General features: G+C 46.9%; 14 protein-coding genes. 9 read left to right on the plus strand and 5 right to left on the minus strand.

All coding sequences use genetic code 11. The features are described 5' to 3' along the window. Positions 1–863 precede the first annotated feature (863 nt). From KWJ01_RS18755 to KWJ01_RS18765, 3 genes are all read left to right on the plus strand, one after another. Positions 864–3641 (plus strand): PA14 domain-containing protein, encoded by a 2778-nt coding sequence (locus KWJ01_RS18755; RefSeq protein ID WP_224998552.1) that lies wholly within the window; start codon positions 864–866, stop codon positions 3639–3641. Positions 3642–4020: 379 nt separating this feature from the next. Beyond that, positions 4021–4449: a BLUF domain-containing protein gene (locus tag KWJ01_RS18760; protein WP_224998553.1), complete on the plus strand. Its 429-nt coding sequence runs from the start codon at positions 4021–4023 to the stop codon at positions 4447–4449. 470 nt (positions 4450–4919) lie between these two features. Then, entirely contained in the window at positions 4920–5258 is a 339-nt protein-coding gene (locus KWJ01_RS18765) for a hypothetical protein (protein WP_224998554.1), read from the plus strand. A gap of 80 nt (positions 5259–5338) precedes the next feature. Here the strand turns inward: KWJ01_RS18765 and KWJ01_RS18770 are convergent, their stop codons facing one another. Further along, positions 5339–6811 carry a PQQ-dependent sugar dehydrogenase gene (locus tag KWJ01_RS18770; RefSeq protein ID WP_224998555.1) on the minus strand — a complete coding sequence of 491 codons (1473 nt, stop codon included), beginning with the start codon at positions 6809–6811 and terminating at the stop codon, positions 5339–5341. Between the two features lie 311 nt (positions 6812–7122). Here KWJ01_RS18770 and KWJ01_RS18775 point away from each other — a divergent pair, with 311 nt between their 5' ends. The 6 genes from KWJ01_RS18775 to KWJ01_RS18800 all read left to right on the plus strand — a co-directional run bounded on the left by KWJ01_RS18775 (position 7123) and on the right by KWJ01_RS18800 (position 15354). After that, entirely contained in the window at positions 7123–11142 is a 4020-nt protein-coding gene (locus KWJ01_RS18775) for a hypothetical protein (protein ID WP_224998557.1), read from the plus strand. A 291-nt stretch (positions 11143–11433) separates the two neighbouring features. Beyond that, complete coding sequence (locus tag KWJ01_RS18780; RefSeq protein ID WP_224998559.1) at positions 11434–12054, plus strand: YceI family protein; 621 nt, start codon at positions 11434–11436, stop codon at positions 12052–12054. 210 nt (positions 12055–12264) lie between these two features. Further along, positions 12265–13140 (plus strand): helix-turn-helix domain-containing protein, encoded by an 876-nt coding sequence (locus KWJ01_RS18785; protein ID WP_224998561.1) that lies wholly within the window; start codon positions 12265–12267, stop codon positions 13138–13140. A 183-nt stretch (positions 13141–13323) separates the two neighbouring features. After that, a complete protein-coding gene (locus tag KWJ01_RS18790) occupies positions 13324–13803 on the plus strand; it encodes a cupin domain-containing protein (protein WP_224998563.1) in 480 nt (159 codons plus the stop codon). 20 nt (positions 13804–13823) lie between these two features. After that, on the plus strand, positions 13824–14195 hold the full coding sequence (locus KWJ01_RS18795) for a hypothetical protein (protein WP_224998565.1): 372 nt from the start codon (positions 13824–13826) through the stop codon (positions 14193–14195). Between the two features lie 484 nt (positions 14196–14679). Beyond that, the gene (locus KWJ01_RS18800) at positions 14680–15354 is read left to right on the plus strand and encodes a YceI family protein (RefSeq protein WP_224998567.1); all 675 of its coding nucleotides are present in this window, start codon (positions 14680–14682) and stop codon (positions 15352–15354) included. Positions 15355–15456: 102 nt separating this feature from the next. Here the strand turns inward: KWJ01_RS18800 and KWJ01_RS18805 are convergent, their stop codons facing one another. From KWJ01_RS18805 to KWJ01_RS18820, 4 genes are all read right to left on the minus strand, one after another. Continuing rightward, positions 15457–16428, minus strand: coding sequence for a calcium/sodium antiporter (locus KWJ01_RS18805; protein WP_224998568.1), 972 nt, complete (start codon positions 16426–16428; stop codon positions 15457–15459). 119 nt (positions 16429–16547) lie between these two features. Beyond that, on the minus strand, positions 16548–17630 hold the full coding sequence (locus KWJ01_RS18810) for a TerC family protein (RefSeq protein ID WP_224998570.1): 1083 nt from the start codon (positions 17628–17630) through the stop codon (positions 16548–16550). A gap of 33 nt (positions 17631–17663) precedes the next feature. Next, the gene (locus KWJ01_RS18815; RefSeq protein ID WP_224998572.1) at positions 17664–19064 is read right to left on the minus strand and encodes a dicarboxylate/amino acid:cation symporter; all 1401 of its coding nucleotides are present in this window, start codon (positions 19062–19064) and stop codon (positions 17664–17666) included. A 12-nt stretch (positions 19065–19076) separates the two neighbouring features. Then, positions 19077–20393 (minus strand): NAD(P)/FAD-dependent oxidoreductase, encoded by a 1317-nt coding sequence (locus KWJ01_RS18820; RefSeq protein ID WP_224998575.1) that lies wholly within the window; start codon positions 20391–20393, stop codon positions 19077–19079. Between the last annotated feature and the right edge of the window lie 36 nt (positions 20394–20429).

Consider the following 20429-nt stretch of genomic DNA (forward strand, 5'->3'; position numbering starts at 1 on the left):
TCTTTAAAATATCTGCCTAGCAGTGCTTATGAGTGCCATCGTGAAAATAAGCTGTGTTTTTTGTGGTGTCTACAGCAAAGCTGTGCTCCCTTTCCCAGCTTTTGTATGGCAGCAACACCATAGGGTACAGAGCTTTCCTGATAATACCATTGAAGTAAACAGCTGCCGAAGTTCAGGGAATTAGACCAAAGGAGGAAAACTAGCCTGTGTTTGGCGTTGGCAGCAAGTAGTACAGCACTCAATAGTAACCTTGTTCCACACTTTGCGTTAAAGGATGAGGGCAGCAAGTAGCCCCGATGTTAAACATTAGCATCTTATATTTTTTAATGTCTCCAGGAGCCGTAGCCGCACATCAAATGGAGTGTGGTATTTTTTCAACGGCAAGGAGTTAATCTGTCTGTCTTTCACCAGTTTACAAAGCAGTCAGAATTGCAAATATTCAAGATACACCTACAACGGCAAGCGCTTGGCCTACTTCTGAATATTGTTTTTCCCGAATAACTGCTCAACAAATCCTGTTTCTTACATTGCTTATTACATCCACACTTTTCTACATTCTTGCACTATGTTCCAACATCATTGTCTTTTTGCAATAATGTTGTAGAAAGCCTCCACATCTTACACGCACCGTTAGCAGCAACATTAGGCACTAATTCCACACATTCCATAAGTTTTTGCTTTATCTAACGCTCCCGCCATATAATTGCCGGAATCTTTTTTTCGGGCCTGTATAGGCCCTAATATTGCATCACAGTTTCAATAGCTTGTCGATCAGCCATTTGCAACCAGCGCGCCCCCTGCAAACTGCCCGGCAAAACATTTTATCAGTTTTATTAAATCCTCAACCCACAAGGATCAGTACAATGCACACCTACACTTATTCTAAAATTTTTAGAACATTCATTACATGCATCACCCTGGTGCTCCTTACTATTATTTCCTTTACAGCTCAGGCACAGAATTGTGATTGCGATTTTACCATCAGCACCAGCCAAAGCTATATGCTGGCAGAAAATTACCCGCAGATAAAACCCGGCAGCACTGTTTGTATAGAGGCCGGCAAAAGGGGCAGGCTTAAACTTATCGGTTTTAAGGGCACCAAAGATCAGCCTATTATTTTCAAGAACTGCGGCGGCCAGGTAGTGTTTGAAAATACCACGCAGGAAGGCACTTTCATTGTAGAGAACTCTCGCTACTTCAGGGTTACAGGCACAGGAGATTCCAGGTTTAAGTATGGCTTTCTGCTGAAAACAGCCCCTAAAGGCACCGCCATGGGCCTTTCTGAAACCGATTTTGAAATAGACCATGTAGAAATTGCCGATGCAGGATTTGCCGGTATCATGGCCAAGATTGAGCCAAACTGCAATAACACCGAGTATCACCGCGCAAACTTTACCATGCGCAACATCTCTATTCACGATAACTACATTCATGATACCCATGGCGAAGGCATGTACCTGGGCAGCTCGGCCTATGGCGGTAAATCTACCCCCTGCGGAAAATTGTACCCGCATGTAATTGAAGGCCTGCGTGTTTACAACAACCGCGTGGAGAACACAGGTGCCGATGGCATCCAGATTTCTTCTGCGAGCAAGGATGTAGAAGTTTACAACAATGAAATTTATAAATACGGACAGGATCCCTTTAACCCGGTTCACGTAAACGGCCTTATGATTGGCGGTGGCAGTACCGGAAAATACTACAACAACAGCATTATAGATGGTGCCGGTCTGGGTATATGTAGCTTTGGCATAGGAGACCTGTACCTCTTCAACAACCTGGTGGTTAGGTCTGGCGGAGAAGGAATTTTCATCGACGAAAGAACTGCTCTGTTACCCAACAGCGGCAACCACGTTCACAACAATACGGTAATTGCTCCGGGCAAAGACTGTATTAAGATGCAGTCACGCAACTCGGTTGGCAATACCTTCTACAACAACCTGCTGGTAGCGCCGGGCACTCTTCACCTGAACTACTACACCAGGAGCCAGTACATTCACGTTATTCACAGTGATATCAAATATGTACAGAGCAACAACTCGTTTGTACCTACAGTAAAGGAAGCACAGTTTGTAGATCCCGCATCTGGCAACTACCGGCTACAGCAGTCGAGCCCGGCCATAGAAAAGGGCAGAATCCTGAGCTACTTCAAGCATGATTATGACGGAAATGCCCGCCCACAGGGCAACACCTTCGATAATGGAGCTTTTGAGTACAGCGGCTCTGTACGTACCGATAACCAGGCACCTGTGGTTGCTGCAGGCAACGACCAAAATATTACCCTGCCCACCAGCTCTCTTAGCCTAAGCGGCAGTGCCAGCGATCCTGATGGCAATATTGTTTCCAGCAGCTGGACCCAGCTAAGCGGCCCTTCTGCCAGCATCAGCGGTGCCAATACACTTACCCTGAAGCTCTCCAACCTTGTTGAAGGCTCCTACACCTTTCAGCTAACAGCTACAGATAATGTAGGCAGCAGCAGTTCCGACGAAGTACAGGTTACGGTAAAACCACAACCAGCATCTGGCGAGCCTGTAACTGCTAACGGCCTTAGCTATAAATTCTACAGCACCAGCAGCGGTAATCCCTGGAAATACCTGCCCGATTTCTCACGCCTTACACCTGAAAAGACCGGCACGGTCAGCAACTTCAGCCTTTCTCCAAAAACACAGAACAACTACTTTGCTTTTGTTTTTGAAGGAAAGATCCTGATAGACACCGAAGGCACCTACACCTTCTACTCCAGGTCAGATGACGGCAGCCAGCTGTTCATCAACGGAAACATGGTAGTGAACAACGATGGCGCGCATGCTGCAATCGAAAAATCCGGTACAGTTCAGCTGGAGGCCGGCCTGCACGACATCAAGGTTACCTACTTTGAACACATCAGCAGCGAGACCCTGGTGGTACAGTATGAAGGCCCCGGTATTGGCAAAAAGCCTATTCCTGATACCAAACTCTTTACCGGCAGCGGAGAGAACAACAACACCACCCCTGCTGATGAACCCCAGGCAGAGGAAGCGCTAAATTCCGACAGTACCACAGACCCGGAAGCACCAAGCAACCTGAATGTATCTGCCAATGCTTATATGAGCAGTGCCGGAATTAACTGGCAGGACAACAGCAGCAATGAGAAAGGGTTTGAGATTTTCATGAGTGTTGGCAACAACAGCAGCTATAAGCAGGTGGGCAGCACAGGCTCAAACAAAACCGGCTATGGCGTTGGCATCAGCAAAGGCAATGTCTACTACTTTAAAATCAGAGCCAAGATTGGCACCGGCCACTCTGCATTCTCTAACGAAGTAAGGCTTGATGCAGATGTTTCCAGCAGCTCACGCGTAGCGTCTGCCGATACACTCGCAGATGCTGGCAGCAGCCAGGCCCAAGCCTTTAACCAGGCAGCCGTATATCCAAATCCTGCCACCGACTGGGTGAACATCTCTTTTGGTGATGAATTTAACGGCAAGGTAAAAGTTCAGCTCGTGAATATGACAGGCGAGCAGAAGCTTAGTAAAACCATACAGGTAGCAGCAGGCTACCCAATAAAACTTAGCCTGAACGAGAAGCAGCTTGAGCCAGGCCTGTACATCATCAACATCAGCGACGGTGTAAACAGCAAAAGCTTAAGGCTCTACAAAGAATAATCAGCTTAGTCACAATCATCAATCAAAAAAGCACGGATCTTTTTCCGTGCTTTTTTTGCATTGAGGCAACAATAAGAGCGAAAGCCAGCAAAGCAAGGCCTATTGGCAGCCGGAAAACAACGACATACATGCAAATACCTACATAAAAATGTATAACGTTTAATAATTTAATCACACCATTAGTCAAACAAGATTTTTACAATAATATTGTAGAAATGAGCAATGGAGTGAATAGCGGGGCGTTATAGGGCAAATATTGTATTTTAAAGCTTTTTTATAGAATTAGTCTATTTATTACCTCCCCTTGTAGTGGGCTTATATATGTTTTAAGTTTGCATTAGATAATTACACAAACGCAAAACCAAAACATTTCTCCCTCATGAACTTCCTCTATCAGCTCGTGTACACAAGCCAGCGAAATCCAGCCTGCACAGACACAGAAATTCAGAACATACTGGAATCCTGCAAGCGTAATAACCCCTCTAAAGATATTACCGGTGTACTCTTACATTCCGATGACCACTTTATCCAGTACCTCGAAGGCGATAAGGACATCATTAAACTGTACGACCTGATCAAGGAAGACTCCCGGCACAGAAACGCTGTACTGCTAAGTTATGGTCCCCTTAAGGAACGTGCCTTTCCATCCTGGCACATGGGTTATAAAAACCTGCCGAAAGACCAGGTAGATTTTCTCACAGAAAGCAATGAAGCAGATCGTAAGCTTTTTAACTCAATCATAAAAGGTGAAAAGCAAAGTGGTACCTCTGCCACTAACCTTCTGGTTAAGTTCTTCAACAGAGCCTGATTGGTAATACTGAAACAGAGTTATTGAAGCCGCAGCACTACTATCAAAAAGTGCCTGCGGCTTTTCTGCTTTTATAGATGTGACTGACCACCCACATGCTACCGGCTCATCCTGCACTTTTATAAGGGAATACAGACCATCCCTATCAATAAGCTATTTCTGAAGCAGAGCGGGGCGGAAGATTAACGAAGATTAACAGCACGAACACCAGCATCTCTCCGGCCTGATGTTTGCAGTAACTTAAGGAGGAACACTGATTTTTAACGAACAAGCAAAAATAAATTACATCAGGCAAAAATCAGGAACGCTACACCCAAAAGCAGTGTTCAATCCTCATTCAATATGATTATATTTGAAAAATTATAAACAGCAAAGTTAACTCCGGCCTCTACGTCTGACTAAAGCTAATTACTCCTTCTCACAGCGCCGGTAAAACCCCGCAATCTATAAAAGCAGTATTCCCATTCATTATGAAAATTTCCATAAATCTCTTATTGTTAGCTTCTTTTGTCACCTTCATGAGCTGCTCCGATGGTAACAGCAAACAGGAGGGCGCTACCCCTGGTACAGCACCTGTTACAACAGCACCTGCAAACGCCGGGCCTTTAAACCCACCCCACGGACAACCCGGCCACCGTTGCGATATTGAAGTAGGCGCTCCACTGAATACACCGGCAGCACCAAACCTGCCTATGCCAAACCTCGCACCCCTGCCAGTACAGGGAACTGTAGCACCGGGCACTAACCCTCCCCACGGACAGCCCGGCCACGACTGCGGCTTGCCGGTTGGCGCACCTCTTAATAAGTAATTTACCTGCACATTAAACAAAAAGGGCGGTACTCTCAACACAGATGTACCGCCCTTTTGATATTTCTCGTACCCAACCTACTACTCTACAGGAACAAGCCTGTAAATTCTGGCCGGGTTCTCAACTGCCAGGTATATGTAGCCATCGGGACTCATTTTCACATCCCGTACCCTGCCAATGTTTTTCAGCAACTGCTCATCAGCAGTAACTTTGGTTCCATCCACAGTGCTGCGGTTAAGGTACTGAAAGCGCAACGAACCAGACAGCAGGCTTCCCTCCCATCCCTTGTACTTATTACCAGTTACAAAGGCCATACCAGAGGGAGCAATAGAAGGTGTCCACTGTTGCACCGGCTGCTCCATTCCCTCCTGCTCTGTTTTATCGGTGATTGGCTTTCCATCATAGTTAATGCCATAAGAAATAACCGGCCAGCCATAATTCTGCCCTTTGCGGATAATGTTGATTTCGTCGCCACCGCGTGGTCCGTGCTCATGCTCCCACAACTGGCCACTCTGGGGATGAAAAACCATTCCCTGTGGATTGCGGTGCCCATAAGAATAGATGGAGGCTTTTGCATTTCCCTGCCCGGCAAAGGGGTTGTCGGAAGGAATGCTGCCATCATCCTTGATACGGTGAATTTTACCCGGGTGCCGCTGCAGGTCCTGTGGGTTTTCATCATGGTTACCGCGATCACCAACAGTAACAAATAAATTACCATCGGGGCCAAAGGCAAGGCGGGAGCCATAATGGTGCCGGGTAGTGGACCAGGGTTCTGCCTCGAAAATAACCTTTTGCTGGGTTAGCGAATTGCCGTTTAGCCTGGCCCGCATTACTGCTGTTGTTGTAAGGGTACTGCCCTCTTCTTCTTTTACTGCCGAGTAAGAAATATAAATCAGGTTGTTGCTGCTGAAGTCAGGATGAAGCTCCACATCCAGCAAACCTCCCTGCCCCTCTGCCTGTACTTTTGGCGTACCGCTTACCTGCTGCATTTCTCCATTGGGCGTGCGCCTGTAGAGGGTTCCGCCAATTTCTGTAATGAGCATACCGCCATCGGGTAAAAACTCTATGCTCCAGGGCACCTCCCCAAAACCGATGGCCACTGTATCTAGCCTGTAGGCAAACTGCTCTGCCTGGTAAGTAGCAGGCAGGCTTGCTGTTTCTTCAAAAGCGTATTGGGCAACCTGCTCCATGCCCTCCTGTATGTAAGCTACCAGGCCCCTGATCTCCTGGTCGGAAAAAGTTTTTTCAAAAGCCGGCATACCCACATCGGGGTGCCCGTATTTGATAGAAGCAAACAGCTCATCGGGCTGTTCTCCGTACTTCCACTTCCTGTCGGCAAAAGTGCTGGCACTACCGCCATGGCAGCCTGCACAGTAGGCTGAAAAATTTGATGCAGCTTTTTGCTGCTCTTCCCCGGTAAGGGCATATTCCGCTTCTGTGCCGGTGGTATCGGCACCCGAACCGGCCTGTGTGCCTGCCTGCTCACTGTTACAGCCAAACAAGCTTACCAGGCCAAGTAACATCAGGGCAGGTATTTGGTATCCTATTCTCATAAATACGCAGACTAAAAAAGGGATTGATCCCACTTATAAAACTGCTGTAAATAAAGCAAAAACAGACACTTTATCTACGAACTCATCTACATCAAAACAGAATTGACACTTTTAGCCCGTAGACCTCAGAGCTAAGAAGGCAGCTTTTACCGGAGGTACCATTAATATGCTTCAATATTGAACAACATGACCTGCATATAAATAAACAAAAGGCTTCAGGCAAATCTTAATATCAAAGCACAACGTAATACTAAAAGAGAGAGTAGTTTACATTTCTCTCTTTTTTTCTATCAAACTACTTCCACTTTTAGATGTCATCAAAAGAAAAGACAAGCACTGGCCGGAAAATACTAAAGATCATAGGTATCATATGCGGGTGTCTGTTTGGCCTTGTATTGATTGCTACAATATTACTCCTTACTGCCTTAGAACCCTTCGCAGAACGTTTCATAAAAAAGCAGGTAACCCAAAATACAGAAGGCTTGTACAATCTTGACTTCGAGGATTTAGATATCAACCTGCTTGCCACCACCGTTACCATTACCAATCTGCATTTATCTTACGATACTGCCGTACACCGCCAGCAGCGTGAAGCCGGGGAGGCAAGCCCCATGCTTGTTGCGCTAAAAACACCGGAGTTCGAAATTGCCGGCATCAATTTGTTAGATGCAATTTTAAGAAAGCAGCTAAGCATTGGAACCGTGTTTATGGATAGCCCCGACATAACAGTGGTGGCAGATAAAAAAGCAGAAACTACAGCAAATACATCACAGCAGCAGGGCAGCGGAAAACCAATATCAGATTTCATACAATCTGTTGACATCAACGAAATAGACATCCCTGATGCCACAATTCGCCAGCTGGTTTGGGGTGCACCTAACCAGCCGGTACATAGCATACCCTTTTTGTCGCTGCGCGTGCTGGACCTGGGGCTGGACCTCGAAAAACTTGAGCAGCCAGGCCATACCCGTTTTTTTGATGCGGATGATATCCGGATAGCACTTAAAGATTATACTTTTAACACACCCGACAGTGTGTATACCATTGGGTTCAGGCAGTTTACTTACTCCTCGAAAGCAGGAGAACTACTGCTGGAAGATTTAAAGGTAAAAGCAGACCACGAAGCCAATAAAGCCTTGCCCAAAGCAGATGCCAGCCGGATGCTTTTTGGTGTAGCTGTACCCCGCCTGCACATGGAAGGCTTGGATATAGTGGAGGCTTACCACAGCAAACAGCTGCAGATGGAACACATTACGCTGGAAAATGCAGCACTGGAGGTTCTGGAAAATTCAGATATCCCTGCTGCAGAAACGCAGGAATTTAACTTAAAACAACTCTACGACCAGGCCTCTAAATATTTACTAGAGATAGGACTGGAAGAATTTCGCATAGCAGATGCCAGCCTGCTGTACCGCACCAGGTTCCAGGAAATTTTAACGGTTCAGCAGCTCGACAAGCTCAACCTAAGCCTGGAGAAAGTTCAGATTGATTCCGCCACGCTTTTTCACCCCAGGGACAGCCTGCCTCTTCAGGATTATCTTTTCATAGCTGAAGGCTACCGCTACCAGCATCCCCAAACACCTTACACTTTTGATGTAGGCAGCATGGAACTCTCCAGCCATGAAGAGCACCTGCTGGTTGACTCTTTGATTGTTGATGGTGACTGGCAAAAGAACGACAGCCTGAAGCAGCTTGGCAAAGGCATCTTTGCTATTTACAACATTAAAGCGCCAAGCTTCCGCATCACAGACCTGAACCTGCTCCAGGCATTTCAGACAAAAGTTTTGGACATAGGCAGTATAGAATTACCGAACCCTGCACTGGATGTACTCTACGAAGAAAATGTACCCGCCCCAGACCTTGAAGCATTGGTCCAAAACACCTACGAACAAGTTTCTGACTTTATTACAGAGCTTAAAATTAAGCAAATAAGAACACAGGACCTTTTTTACACCCAGCATATAAAAGACAGAAGTGGTGTGATGCTAAGCCATAAGCTTGAAGATGGCTCGCTAACGCTCAGCGGCATTCATATAGACTCTCTGTTCATTTATGAGCAGGAGCCACGGCTGCCGCTGGAAGCCATAGCTTTAACAGGCCTGGATTACCAGTACCGGATTCCTGATAAGGCCCAGACATTTACCCTGGACCGGTTTAGCTATTCCAGCAGGGAAGCCCTACTCACAGCCAGATCAATTGATTTAAGTTCAGATTTACAACAGAACGAAAGGCTCAAGCGCAGGGAAGAAGCCAGCAAGACCCTGCTTGATTTCTCTGCCCGTCTTTTCCGGATTACCGGGCTGGACATCATCCGGGCCATGAACAATGGCAGAATGGATATCAACCAGATTACCCTTCGCCAACCGGACCTGGTCATTACTATGGACAGGGATGTGGAAGCAGACACCAGCGCACAACAAGGCCAGCAACAGGCAACAGATATGCTGTTCAGCTTTTTCAATCCTTTAACCGTAGATTCCATCAGCCTGGTAGACGGCACCTTTACCTATCGTGAAGAAAGAGATGAAATTATCCGCACACAATTACTGGAGCATGTATCAACCTCCGTTACCGGCCTGCATCTTAGCCCGGAAAAAATGGCCAGCCTGGATGAGGAACTTCCTATAGAAGAAATGACCTTAACTGCCAGCGATTACACCTACCAGTCGCCTGACAGCATCTACACCATTACCCTGGATAGCCTGCATTACTCCAGCCGGGAAGAGGCACTTACTGCCCGTATATTCAGAGTAGATTCAGACAGAGAAATGCATGAGCAGATAAAGCAGGAAAACCCTGAAGAAGCCAGCAGCAACCTTTTCAATATAACAGCAGAAAAGTTCCGGATGAGCGGTTTCGACCTTATCCGCGCTTACGAAAGTGGCCGTTTTAACATAAACGAAATGGTGCTTACAGAACCAGAAGTGGCCATTTTGCAGGATAAGAATGTAACGCAACAGCAAAATGCCGGAACAGATCAAAAAGCCGAATCTGATGAAGATGAGGGTACAGAGGAGAAGGCCGCAGACTCAGCCAGCAAGGCACTGGCAGCAGGCAGCGGGAACAACAGCCAAAGCCAGGCACTGGAACAGGTAAATAATATAGTAGAAACATTCAGGGTAGAACGTATCCGTCTGGAAGACGGGTACTTCAGGTTAAACGTACTGGAAGATACCGTACAAAGAAGCCAGACACTTGAACATGTTTCTCTTGCCCTTGATGAGTTCAGACTGGTTTCTCTGGAAGCCTCCGATCCGCTGGAAATGTTCAGGGTGGATGATATTGGCATACTGGTTAAAGACTACTCCTTTTTAACCCCCGACAGTTTGTACGAATTCCGCCTTGGAGAGGTGAGAACTGACCTGAATGACCAGCTGCTCACCATTGACAGCATTCGGCTAAAGCCACTCTTTAAGATAGAAGAATACCAGGATAAGCTCGAGTATGCCGCAGACCGCATTGATCTGCGGGTACCAGGCATAAGAATGCAGGGATTTCAGCTTGATGCCTTTCTCAATAAGCAGGAAATACTGGCTTCCAAAATCTATATCGATGATCCTGTTATAGATATATATCGCGATAACCGCGTTACGCAGGACCCGGAAAGGCAGCCTTATACCCTACAAAGAATGCTACGGGGGGTTCCATTTCTTATTCAGATTGATACTGTGAGCGTTGAGCAGGGAAAGATCGTGTATTCAGAAATATCGCCAGATGGAGCAGAACCCGGTGTGCTAACACTGGACGACACAAGACTACTGATCACCAACATAACCAATGATTCCCTGCTGATCACTGAAAATGATGTTATTACTGCAGATGGAAGCACCCGCCTGATGGACGAAAGCCTGCTCGAGGTAAAGTTCAGGTTTCATATGGACCATCCCGATGATCTGTATACCTACCAGGGCTCCCTGGAGCCAATGAAGTTCAGGGCCTTCAATCCCCTGTTTGAAAAGATCATGTTCATCAGGATGGAGAGCGGGCGTATCAACAAAGCAGCTTTTGATGTTACTGCTACCGAGCACATAGCGAAGGGCAACATGCGCTTTTTATACCAGAATCTGGAAATGCAGCTCATTGATAAAGAAGATCCCGGTGATCCTGGTTTTCTGCTGAACGCCGGCAGCTGGCTGATCAATAACGTGGTAATAAAAGACAACAACCCCTCCCGGTGGGGCAACCTGCGCAAAGGTGAAATTGAAGCCGAGAGAGATTATTCCAAATCTGTTTTTAACCACATGAGTGGCGCCATGACCAGCGGCATGGCTTCCAGCCTGATGCCCGGATGGGTAGAATGGGTGGTAGAAGCCCTGATAGGCCTTCCATAGCCTTAACCTAATTCATTACGCTGCATCAGTACCATGCTGCATCAGCACTTAACAAGCGAAAGAAGTCTTATTCCTCATTTATTATGGTGCTGCTTGTCAGGTACTGCTGATACTCCCCGGACCTCGGCAAAAAAACCTGCAGAGGGTGATGCACTTAGCAGAACAGAACTGCTATATTTGTTCTAATATTACAATCTATACTCATTTTTTTCCCTTTTTAGCAAGAAAGCATCTCCCCTGCCTGGTGTCCAGAGGGAGCCAGCTGCGTCCGGTTAATCATTTTCAGAAAAGATGAAAAAAGCATTTATCGCGCTCCTGATCACGGGTAGCCTGCTGGTGGCGGGCTTTCACAAGGAGGTTAAACAATTCAGCTATCGCATAGATGCAGATAGTTCCGTAGTAGAATGGCGTGGTGCAAGCCCCAAAACCGCCCACAATGGCTCTTTTGCTGTGAACAGCCCCGGCCTGGAGGTGGTAAACGGGCAGGTAACAGGCGGCACCTTTATTATCCCCATTGCTTCGATCAGGAATTATGACCTCCCCAAGTTAACCAAACCCCTGCTGATAAAGCACCTCAAGAGCGAGGACTTTTTTAATATGGCGCTCTACCCGGAAGCAAGCTTTACGATTACAAAGGTAGAGCCGCTTTCTCATCTGGCAGCAGGTACTGTGGCAGGCGCCAACACAGTGGTAAGCGGAAACTTCACCATGATCGGGAATACACACCCTATTTCTTTTCCGGCAAAAATCAACTTTATAGATAACAGGCTGGACGTAGAAGCCAGCTTTACAATTGACCGTACCAAATGGGGTATGCTTCATGCTTCTGATCCCGCACTTAAAAACCGGCATATTTATCCCGAAGTTGATATACACCTGAAAGTTCTGGCTTTTAAACAGCAGGCAAATTAAGCCTGCGCAACACTATACATGACGGAAACACCAGCAGACCCCGCAGAAGCGGCTGGTTTGTAACTTATTTTAAGGAAGCTACCATGGTTCTTTTTCAATATTCTGGTAAAATGTACTGACGATTGTTTTAATGGCCATGTCGCATTTGTACAAGTGTATACTACTCTGCCATTTTATTTTTGTATTCACACAAGTTTATCATAAGCCCTGATGAAAGCAGAGATATTCAGCCCCAGCGCCCTTCTTAGCAGGTACATCGACAGCTATATGCTGGTGGATATTGACTGGCGTAAGACTACTGATGTGTCTAAGGTTTGGAGGCTGATTCCCTACGGCAAAGCATCAATGCTGTTTCTGTGGGGAGATAAGCATGAGTATAGCCTCAATGGCACCACCAGTGCCATGCAGCTTACCCGACAGGCTTTTATGGTTGGCCAGCTCACTCAACCTATCTGGCTAAAGTTTACCGGCCACACCCGCCTTATTAAAATTCAGTTCAAGTCCAGCGGCATGCATAAATTCCTGCCGGTAAACATGGAGGAGTTCAGAAATGTACCCAGCCTGGATTTAGAAGCTGTCTGGGGCAAGGCTGTTCATGAGCTGCTGGATCAGCTGCACGAGTCTCTGTCAGACACGGAAAGAATTCTGAAGCTGAACCAATTCCTGGAAAAGCGGCTGCTGAAGCAGAACGATGCCATTGATTATGTAGATTACACCATCAAACAGATGAAAGATTCTAATGGAAATCTTTCAATAAAAGGGCTGGAGCACGAGCTGGGCATTAGCACCCGCCAGCTGGAGCGCCTGTTCCGAGTAAAAATTGGCCTGTCGCCAAAAGAAATGAGCAAGATCATCAGGCTCAACAGTGCATTTTCTTCGCTGGAGACAGAACCGGGCATGTCACTTACCTCCCTCTCCTACCAGGCAGGCTACTACGACCAGGCTCACTTTTCAAGAGAGTTTAAAGGCTTGGCTGGGGTAAGTCCTAATAAGCTGTTAACCGAAAGCTCTAATGAACTTTTCGTTACCCACGGACAGTGCTTTGTAAAGCAAAAGCCAACTCCCGCCATGGCAAATGCGCTATAACATTTAGTTATGTAATTAATACCTGGAAGGAAAATGATGCAAACACATTTTCCTTTTGTATTTAATACAACACCACTGCAGTAAAAGAATCAACAAAAACTAAAACAGGTCGCTTTTATACAATTACCCAAAGCCGCAAGCTGCTAATTTTGTCTTATAAGTTAATTAAAACATTCACAAAACATGCAAACATCAGACAAAACAGCAAACCCTACAAGCGCAGCAGTGGCATACAGAAGCTATATGGGCGGATATTATTCAGTATTGATTTCGCCAGAGCAAAATGGCGGCAGTTTTGCACTACTGGACATGACCCTGCCCAAAGGAGTTGAACCACCCCGGCACATGCACACCAAAGAAGATGAAAGCTTTTACCTCATCGATGGGGAGATTGACTTCCACATTGATGAACAAATAATAAAAGCAAAGCCAGGACAGGCTGTGTTTGCCCCGCGCATGGTGCCTCATCATTTTGCCCTGCAAACCCCTACTGCCAGATTCCTGACACTGATAACACCCGGAGGCTTTGCCGAATACTTTGAGGCTTTCAGCACCAGTACCGAAATACCTGCAGTAGTACCACCTCAGGGTCCGCCACCAGCAGAATTCATCAGTTTTATGACCTCCAGGCTGGAAACAGACTTCCGTGTGCTTTTTACCTAATTCACCCAATTATCAACAGCATGCGCAAGCCATCCATCTTATTTAAAGCCCAGGCAGTAAGTGTAGAAAAGCTTACTGTAGTTGTGGATGGCAATGCTGCAACTGCAGAAGCGGTGGCTACCCTTGGTGCTCACAGGGTAATGCTTGATGCTGCTGCCGCAGAAGTGCTAACAGATTATCTTAGGGTGATCAGGGCCTACTTTTCTTATGGCAAGCCAAAGGAGCTGGTGCAGTTTGTATACCAGAAATCAGCAACCCAGCTGCTGGAAATACTGGAGGAATCCGGAAAAAAAATAGCCACAGAAGAGGATGTTACTTTACTGATACAACAACTAGGCTGCCTGCACGACTGGGCACAGTGGGACCTGGAGTTACAGCATCATGCTGGCTAAAATTCCGCTTATTCAGCATAACAGCAGGCTGCTGTAGCCAGGCAAACGCATCAGAAAACAATAATTTCAGGCAAAAGATCACTTCTTGATTTAAATCAAGAAGACTTGGATAAGTATGTATTTGTTTTGCAGTATAATCATCTGCTTCAAATTATGTAATCTTTATTAAAAAGCTGGTTCTTCCAGTGGCAGTCTCCTGCCACACAAGACTAAAAACCACTGTTTTAAGCGGGAAAGAAACTAGAACAGTGCTGTTTCCCGCTTAAAGCAACATCACCAAAAAAGTTCTGCGGAAACACTACAAAACACTGTACTTTACAAGACCGCAAGATCTGCAAAATCTATCCTGTTTACTGGTAGTACATTTGTAAAAAATTCAAATCTTATCATTTAAAGCTGCTGCCCCAGTGGGGTAGTCTACAGAACGTTGTTGCTTTTATCGAAAATTAATCAACAAACAAACATTAAAAACAAACAAAAAACCATGAAAAAGTCCTTAGTAATGCTCATGACAGCTTGTTCTATTATTTTTGCAAGCTGTGAAAAATCAGATTTAACAACAAACACAGCCGTAACAGACACCGAGCAGCCATCAAACAACAGATCAGAAAACAGTGCCCGTGAGAACTTTAGCCTCGATAGTGATAAATCTGTAGTAGAATGGTGGGGAAGTGGCCCCGATGCAGCTCATCACGGCTCCTTTTCAGTATCAGCACAAAACATTGAAATTGTAAATGGAAAAGTAAAACAGGGAAGATTTATCATACCCATTGCTTCTATTCAGAACTTCGATCTGCCAGACAACATTAAGCCAGTGCTGCTCGACCACCTGAAAAGTGCTGACTTCTTTAACATGGCGCTCTATCCTGAGGCAAGCTTCGATTTCAGGAAAGTAACTCCCATTACCAAGGCCGTAGCAGGTGCTGTAGAAGGTGCTAATTATATGGTAAGCGGCGACTTTACAATGCTTGGCAAGGCTATTGCTATCTCTTTTCCTGCCAGAATTGTAGTTAATGGAGAGCAGTTAGCGGTAGAAGCCAAGCTGAAAATAGACAGAACCCAATGGGGCATGAACTATGCTGCCGATCCTAATCTTGGTGCACATCACATCTACCCGAATGTGGATCTGCACCTGAAGCTTATCGGACAAAAGCAGTAGACAAAGCCTAAAAAAAGCCTTGGGCCGGGTTCCTACACCTGGGCCCAAGGCGGCTTTTTTATACCTGATCTGTAACTGATCAGGGCAAGGAGCAGCCTGCTTTTAGGCTGGGCTGCTTCCCATTGCCAGGGAGTATACGATATAACCGATGTAGATCAGCACAAAGAATCCTCCTTCTATTCTGTCTACACTTTTTCTGCCCAGGGTAAAGGTAGTCAGGAAGAGTAAAAGGCTGGCCGCAATGGTTGCCATAATATCGAAATTGGCTGCAGGTACAAAGGGCAGCGGTTTTACAACAGCCGTTATACCCAGGATAAAGAAGATATTGAAGATGTTGGAACCCACCACATTACCAATAGCAATATCGGCTTTTTTCTTAAAAGCTGCCACCACAGAGGTAGCCAGCTCAGGCAGGGAAGTACCGATAGCAATAATAGTTAAGCCAATCAGGCGCTCGCTCATCCCAAACTCCCTTGCAATGTTTATGGCTCCCTCCACCAGGTACTGGCCACCAAAATAGAGGCCAAAAAGGCCCACAACCACCAGCAAAAAGCCTTTCCAAAAGGGCGTTGGTTTGATTGTTTCATCAATTACTTCTTTCTGGCTTCTAGCTATTTCAAAAGTGTATACCAGGAAGATCAGGAAAAAGCAAAGCAGCACAATGCCATCAATGCGCGATACTTCGCTGCCGGTAGTGCTGCGGTCTATCAGCTGATCGTTGGCCAATACGCCCAGCACCACTGCTGCCAGCAAACTTAAAGGAATCTCTTTCCAGGTAGTATTTCGCTGTATGCTCAAGGGGTATATAAGGGCTGAAATCCCCAGGATCAGGAAAATATTGGCTATGTTACTGCCCAGCACATTGCCTATGGCAATATCTGTGGAACCCTGCAGGGCAGAAAAAATATTCACTGTAAGCTCGGGCGCAGAGGTACCAAAGGCTACAATAGTTAATCCTATCACCAGGTCAGAAATACCGAATTTTTTGGCAATGCCTGAGGCTCCTTCTACCAGCCAGTTGGCACTAAAGATGATGAGGGCCATGCCCCCAATCAGAAAAATGTAGTTTAGCATTGATGTATTTAGATGTAAAGCACGTCAACTCAACAACTACAAAGATAGCAGGAGGTTCTGATGTTCAATACAAAGATCAGTGGCCTGTAGGGCTAATAAAATTTATTATTTACCTCTACTCAGCCTATATGCTTTTTATCCGGGCTAACTACTGTTTTCTCCACGGCAACAGCTACGGGTTCACGATCTGATAATTGGGCCTGAAGGCCATGTTCGCTGCTGCTAAAGGGTACCACTGCGGGCTTACCACGCCTGTTAGCATAATAAGAGGCTGCTATTCCTGCAATCAGCGTTCCTATGATCACCCCTAAAGATAAGATGGTAGGGAACGCATAATGATGAGCCAGCATAATCTTTACCCCCACAAAGGCAAGGATAAAGATAAGGCTGTACTTCAGGTAGCGGAAACGATCCATAAAATCGGCGAGTACAAAGTAAAGAGAGCGCAGCCCCAGTATGGCAAATATGTTGGAGGTAAAAACCAGGAAGGGGTCCGTAGTAATGGCAAATATGGCCGGTATGGAGTCTACGGCAAATAATACATCGGTTGTTTCAATCACCACAAGTGCCACAAACAGAATGGTAACGGCACGCTTTCCCCCTTCCATCACAAAGAACTTACCCTCCGAAAGGTGGGTGCTGATACTGTAAAACCTCTTAATGAACCGCACCACCGGGCTGTTGAGCAGATCTGCATCTTCGTGCCTGGCACGCAGCATCTGTATGGCAGAATAGAGCAGCAGCAGACCAAAGAGATAATTCACCCAGTAGAATTGTGCAATGAGTGCCGTACCGGCGAAGATCATGATGCCACGAAAAACCATGGCGCCCAAAATCCCCCAGAACAGCACCTCATGCTGGTATTTTAAGGGGATGCGGAAGTAGGCAAACACCATGGCCATCACAAATATATTATCCAGGCTTAGTGATTTCTCGATCAGGAAACCTGTATAGAACTTAAGCAGGGCTTCTTTGCCATTGAACAGCAGTACATTATCGGGTGCCAGCAGCTGCATCCAGTTGGTTTCGTAGAGGTAGTATACAAACCCACCAAACAGCAAGGCCAGCGATACCCAGATGCCAGTCCACCCCAGGGCTTCCTTGGCAGAAATCTGGTGGTCCTTTTTATTAAACACCCCCAGGTCGATGACAAGAAAAATTGCCACCAACACTAAAAATCCAGCCCAGAGTAAGATTTGCATGATATTGCTGTTGAGTTATTTCTGCTTCTAAAACTATGCGGCAACTTCTACCGCTTTTTCTGCTTCAGGCTGTGGTGTTTCCAAACCAAACTCTCCCTCCCACTTAGCCACCACACAGGTAGCCAGACAGTTACCGATCACATTCACGGAGGTACGGGCCATATCCATCAGCTCGTCTATACCCAGGATCAGGAAGATAGGTGCCATAGGCAGGTTAAAAGTTGCAGCTGTGCCCATCAGGATCACCAGCGAAGCCCGCGGTACACCCGCCACGCCTTTGCTGGTAAGCATCAGGGTTAGCACCATCAGGATCTGGTCCTGCAGGCTCATGTCAACCCCGGCTGCCTGGGCTACAAACACAGCGGCCAAAGCAAGGTACAAGGTAGTGCCATCGAGGTTAAAACTATAGCCTGTGGGCATTACGAACGCAACAATTTTACGGGGTACCCCAAACTTTTCCATGGCCTCCATGGCTTTTGGCAGGGCCGCTTCTGAGCTGGTGGTGGCAAAAGCAATGGACACCGGCTCAGATATAGCTCTGATAAACTTACGGATAGGAATTTTAAGTGCCAGCGCTATTGGCAACAGCACTCCCAGCAGGAAGATACCCAGGGCCACATACAGCGTAGCCAGCAGTTTAAAGAGGTTCACCAGAATGCCCAGGCCCATCTCACCAACGGTAAAAGCAATGGCTGCTCCCACGCCAACAGGGGCAAAGTACATGATCACACGGGTAAAGTTGAACATGGCCTCCGACAGGCTCTCGGCAAAAGCCAGCAGGGTGTGTTTCTTTTTATCGTCTGCAATCATGGCCAGGCCAATACCAAACAAGATGCTGAAGATTACGATCTGCAGGATCTGCCCCTCGAAAATTGATTTGGCAATGTTTTCTGGAAAAACATGCAGAATCACCTCTTCCCAACCCTGTGCTTTTGCCTCCAGGGGCACTTCGCCTGCTGGCAGATCGATGCCTACGCCTGCCTTGGATATGTTAATGGCAATAAGCCCCACCACCAGGGCAATGGTCGTTACTACCTCAAAATACAGCAGGGACTTCCAGCCCATGCGCCCCACCTGCTTCAGGTTAGAGTGGCCTGCAATCCCCACCACCAGCGTACCGAATAAAAGGGGTGCAATAATGGTTTTGATCAGGCGCAGAAACACCTGGCTCAACACCTTCAGCTCTACGGCCACATGGGGAAAATCGTAACCAAAGGTTGCTCCGATCACCATGCTGCCAAAAATCCAGGTGGTAAGCGATGCTTTCCTCAGGCAGTAAAGTGTAACCCCGGCCACACCCAGCCAGCGGCTCAGGATCAGGGCTTCTTTAGGCAGTATACCTGCCCAAAGCAGTTCAATGACAACAAACAGCGCTGCCTGCGTTACTAGCAGCAGCATGGTAAATGCAACAACCTTCGATTTTAATACCATCATTGTTTAAGCTGATTATGCGGGGATCTCTTGTGCCAGCGGCGCTTTATCTTTTGGGATTTTCATGAACGGTCGTATGATGAGCTGCAGTCCCTTGTCGTAGCTTAGGTAGTTCCAGGCCCAGTTTACGAATACCACCAGCCTGTTCCGGAAACCCACCAGGTACATCAGGTGCACGAACATCCACACAAACCAGGCAAATACGCCCTGAAAGCGTAGCTTGCCCAGGTCTACCACTGCTTTGTTGCGCCCAATGGTAGCCATGGAGCCTTTATCCTGGTACTGAAAAATACCAATGGGCTTATTCTTCCTGATGCGCAGCAACATATCCGCCAGATACTGCCCATGCTGAATGGCCGCAGGAGCAACCATGGGCTGAGGATCCAGCTTGCCCTTGCAGTGCATGGCAGCCACATCGCCAATGGCAAACACATCATCAAGGCCGGGTACGCGTAAAAACTCATCCACTTTAATGCGGTTGCCCCTAACCATCAGCTCTGGCGGCACACCCTGAATGGGGTTTCCTTTTACTCCTGCTGTCCAGATAAGTGATTTGGTAGGGATCTCAAGCCCGTTGTTGAATTTGGCTACTTTGCCATCATATGAGGTAAGGCCAGTGTTGAGGCTCACCATCACCCCCAGCTCCTCCAGGTACTTTTTGGTTTTTTCAGAGGCCTTCTCCGACATGGTACCCAGCAGGCGCGGACCAGCCTCTACCAGGTGAATATCCATAATCTTGAAGTCGAGCTCCCCAAACTCATCCGGAAACACATGGCGCTTAAGTTCTGCCAGTGCGCCTGCTGTTTCTACGCCGGTAGGACCACCGCCAACCACTACAATATCCATCAGGCTTTCCTGCTCATCGCCATACTCCAGGTTCACGGCTTTCTCCAGGTTTTGCAAAAAAAGGCTGCGCAGGTCGAGTGCCTGGGGCAGGCTCTTCATGGCCATGGCATTCTGCTCCACTTCCTCCATACCAAAGAAGTTGGTTTTGGCACCGGTGGCAATTACCAGAAAATCATAACCAATGGTACCGATAGAAGTATGCACCTTCTTATGTTTAGGATCTATTTCAAGGGTTTCGGCCATCCTGAAGAAGATGTTGCTGCTTTTTTCAAAGATGTTGCGATACGCAGTACCGATAGAATCGGGCTCCAGGCCTCCTGTAGCCACCTGGTAGAGCAGCGGCTGAAAGGTATGGTAGTTATGTTTATCGATGAGCACTACCTGGTATGGCTTATTCCTTAGCTTTTTGGCCAGGTTCAGCCCTCCAAAGCCTCCGCCAATAATCACCACGCGGGGGTCAGCAGATTCGGGAATTCTTATTTTCATGGTGGTCAGGAATAGTTTGTGGTTAAGTATGGAATA

Origin of the sequence: Cesiribacter sp. SM1, assembly GCF_020178975.1 — a bacterium.
Lineage (GTDB): Bacteria > Bacteroidota > Bacteroidia > Cytophagales > Cyclobacteriaceae > Cesiribacter.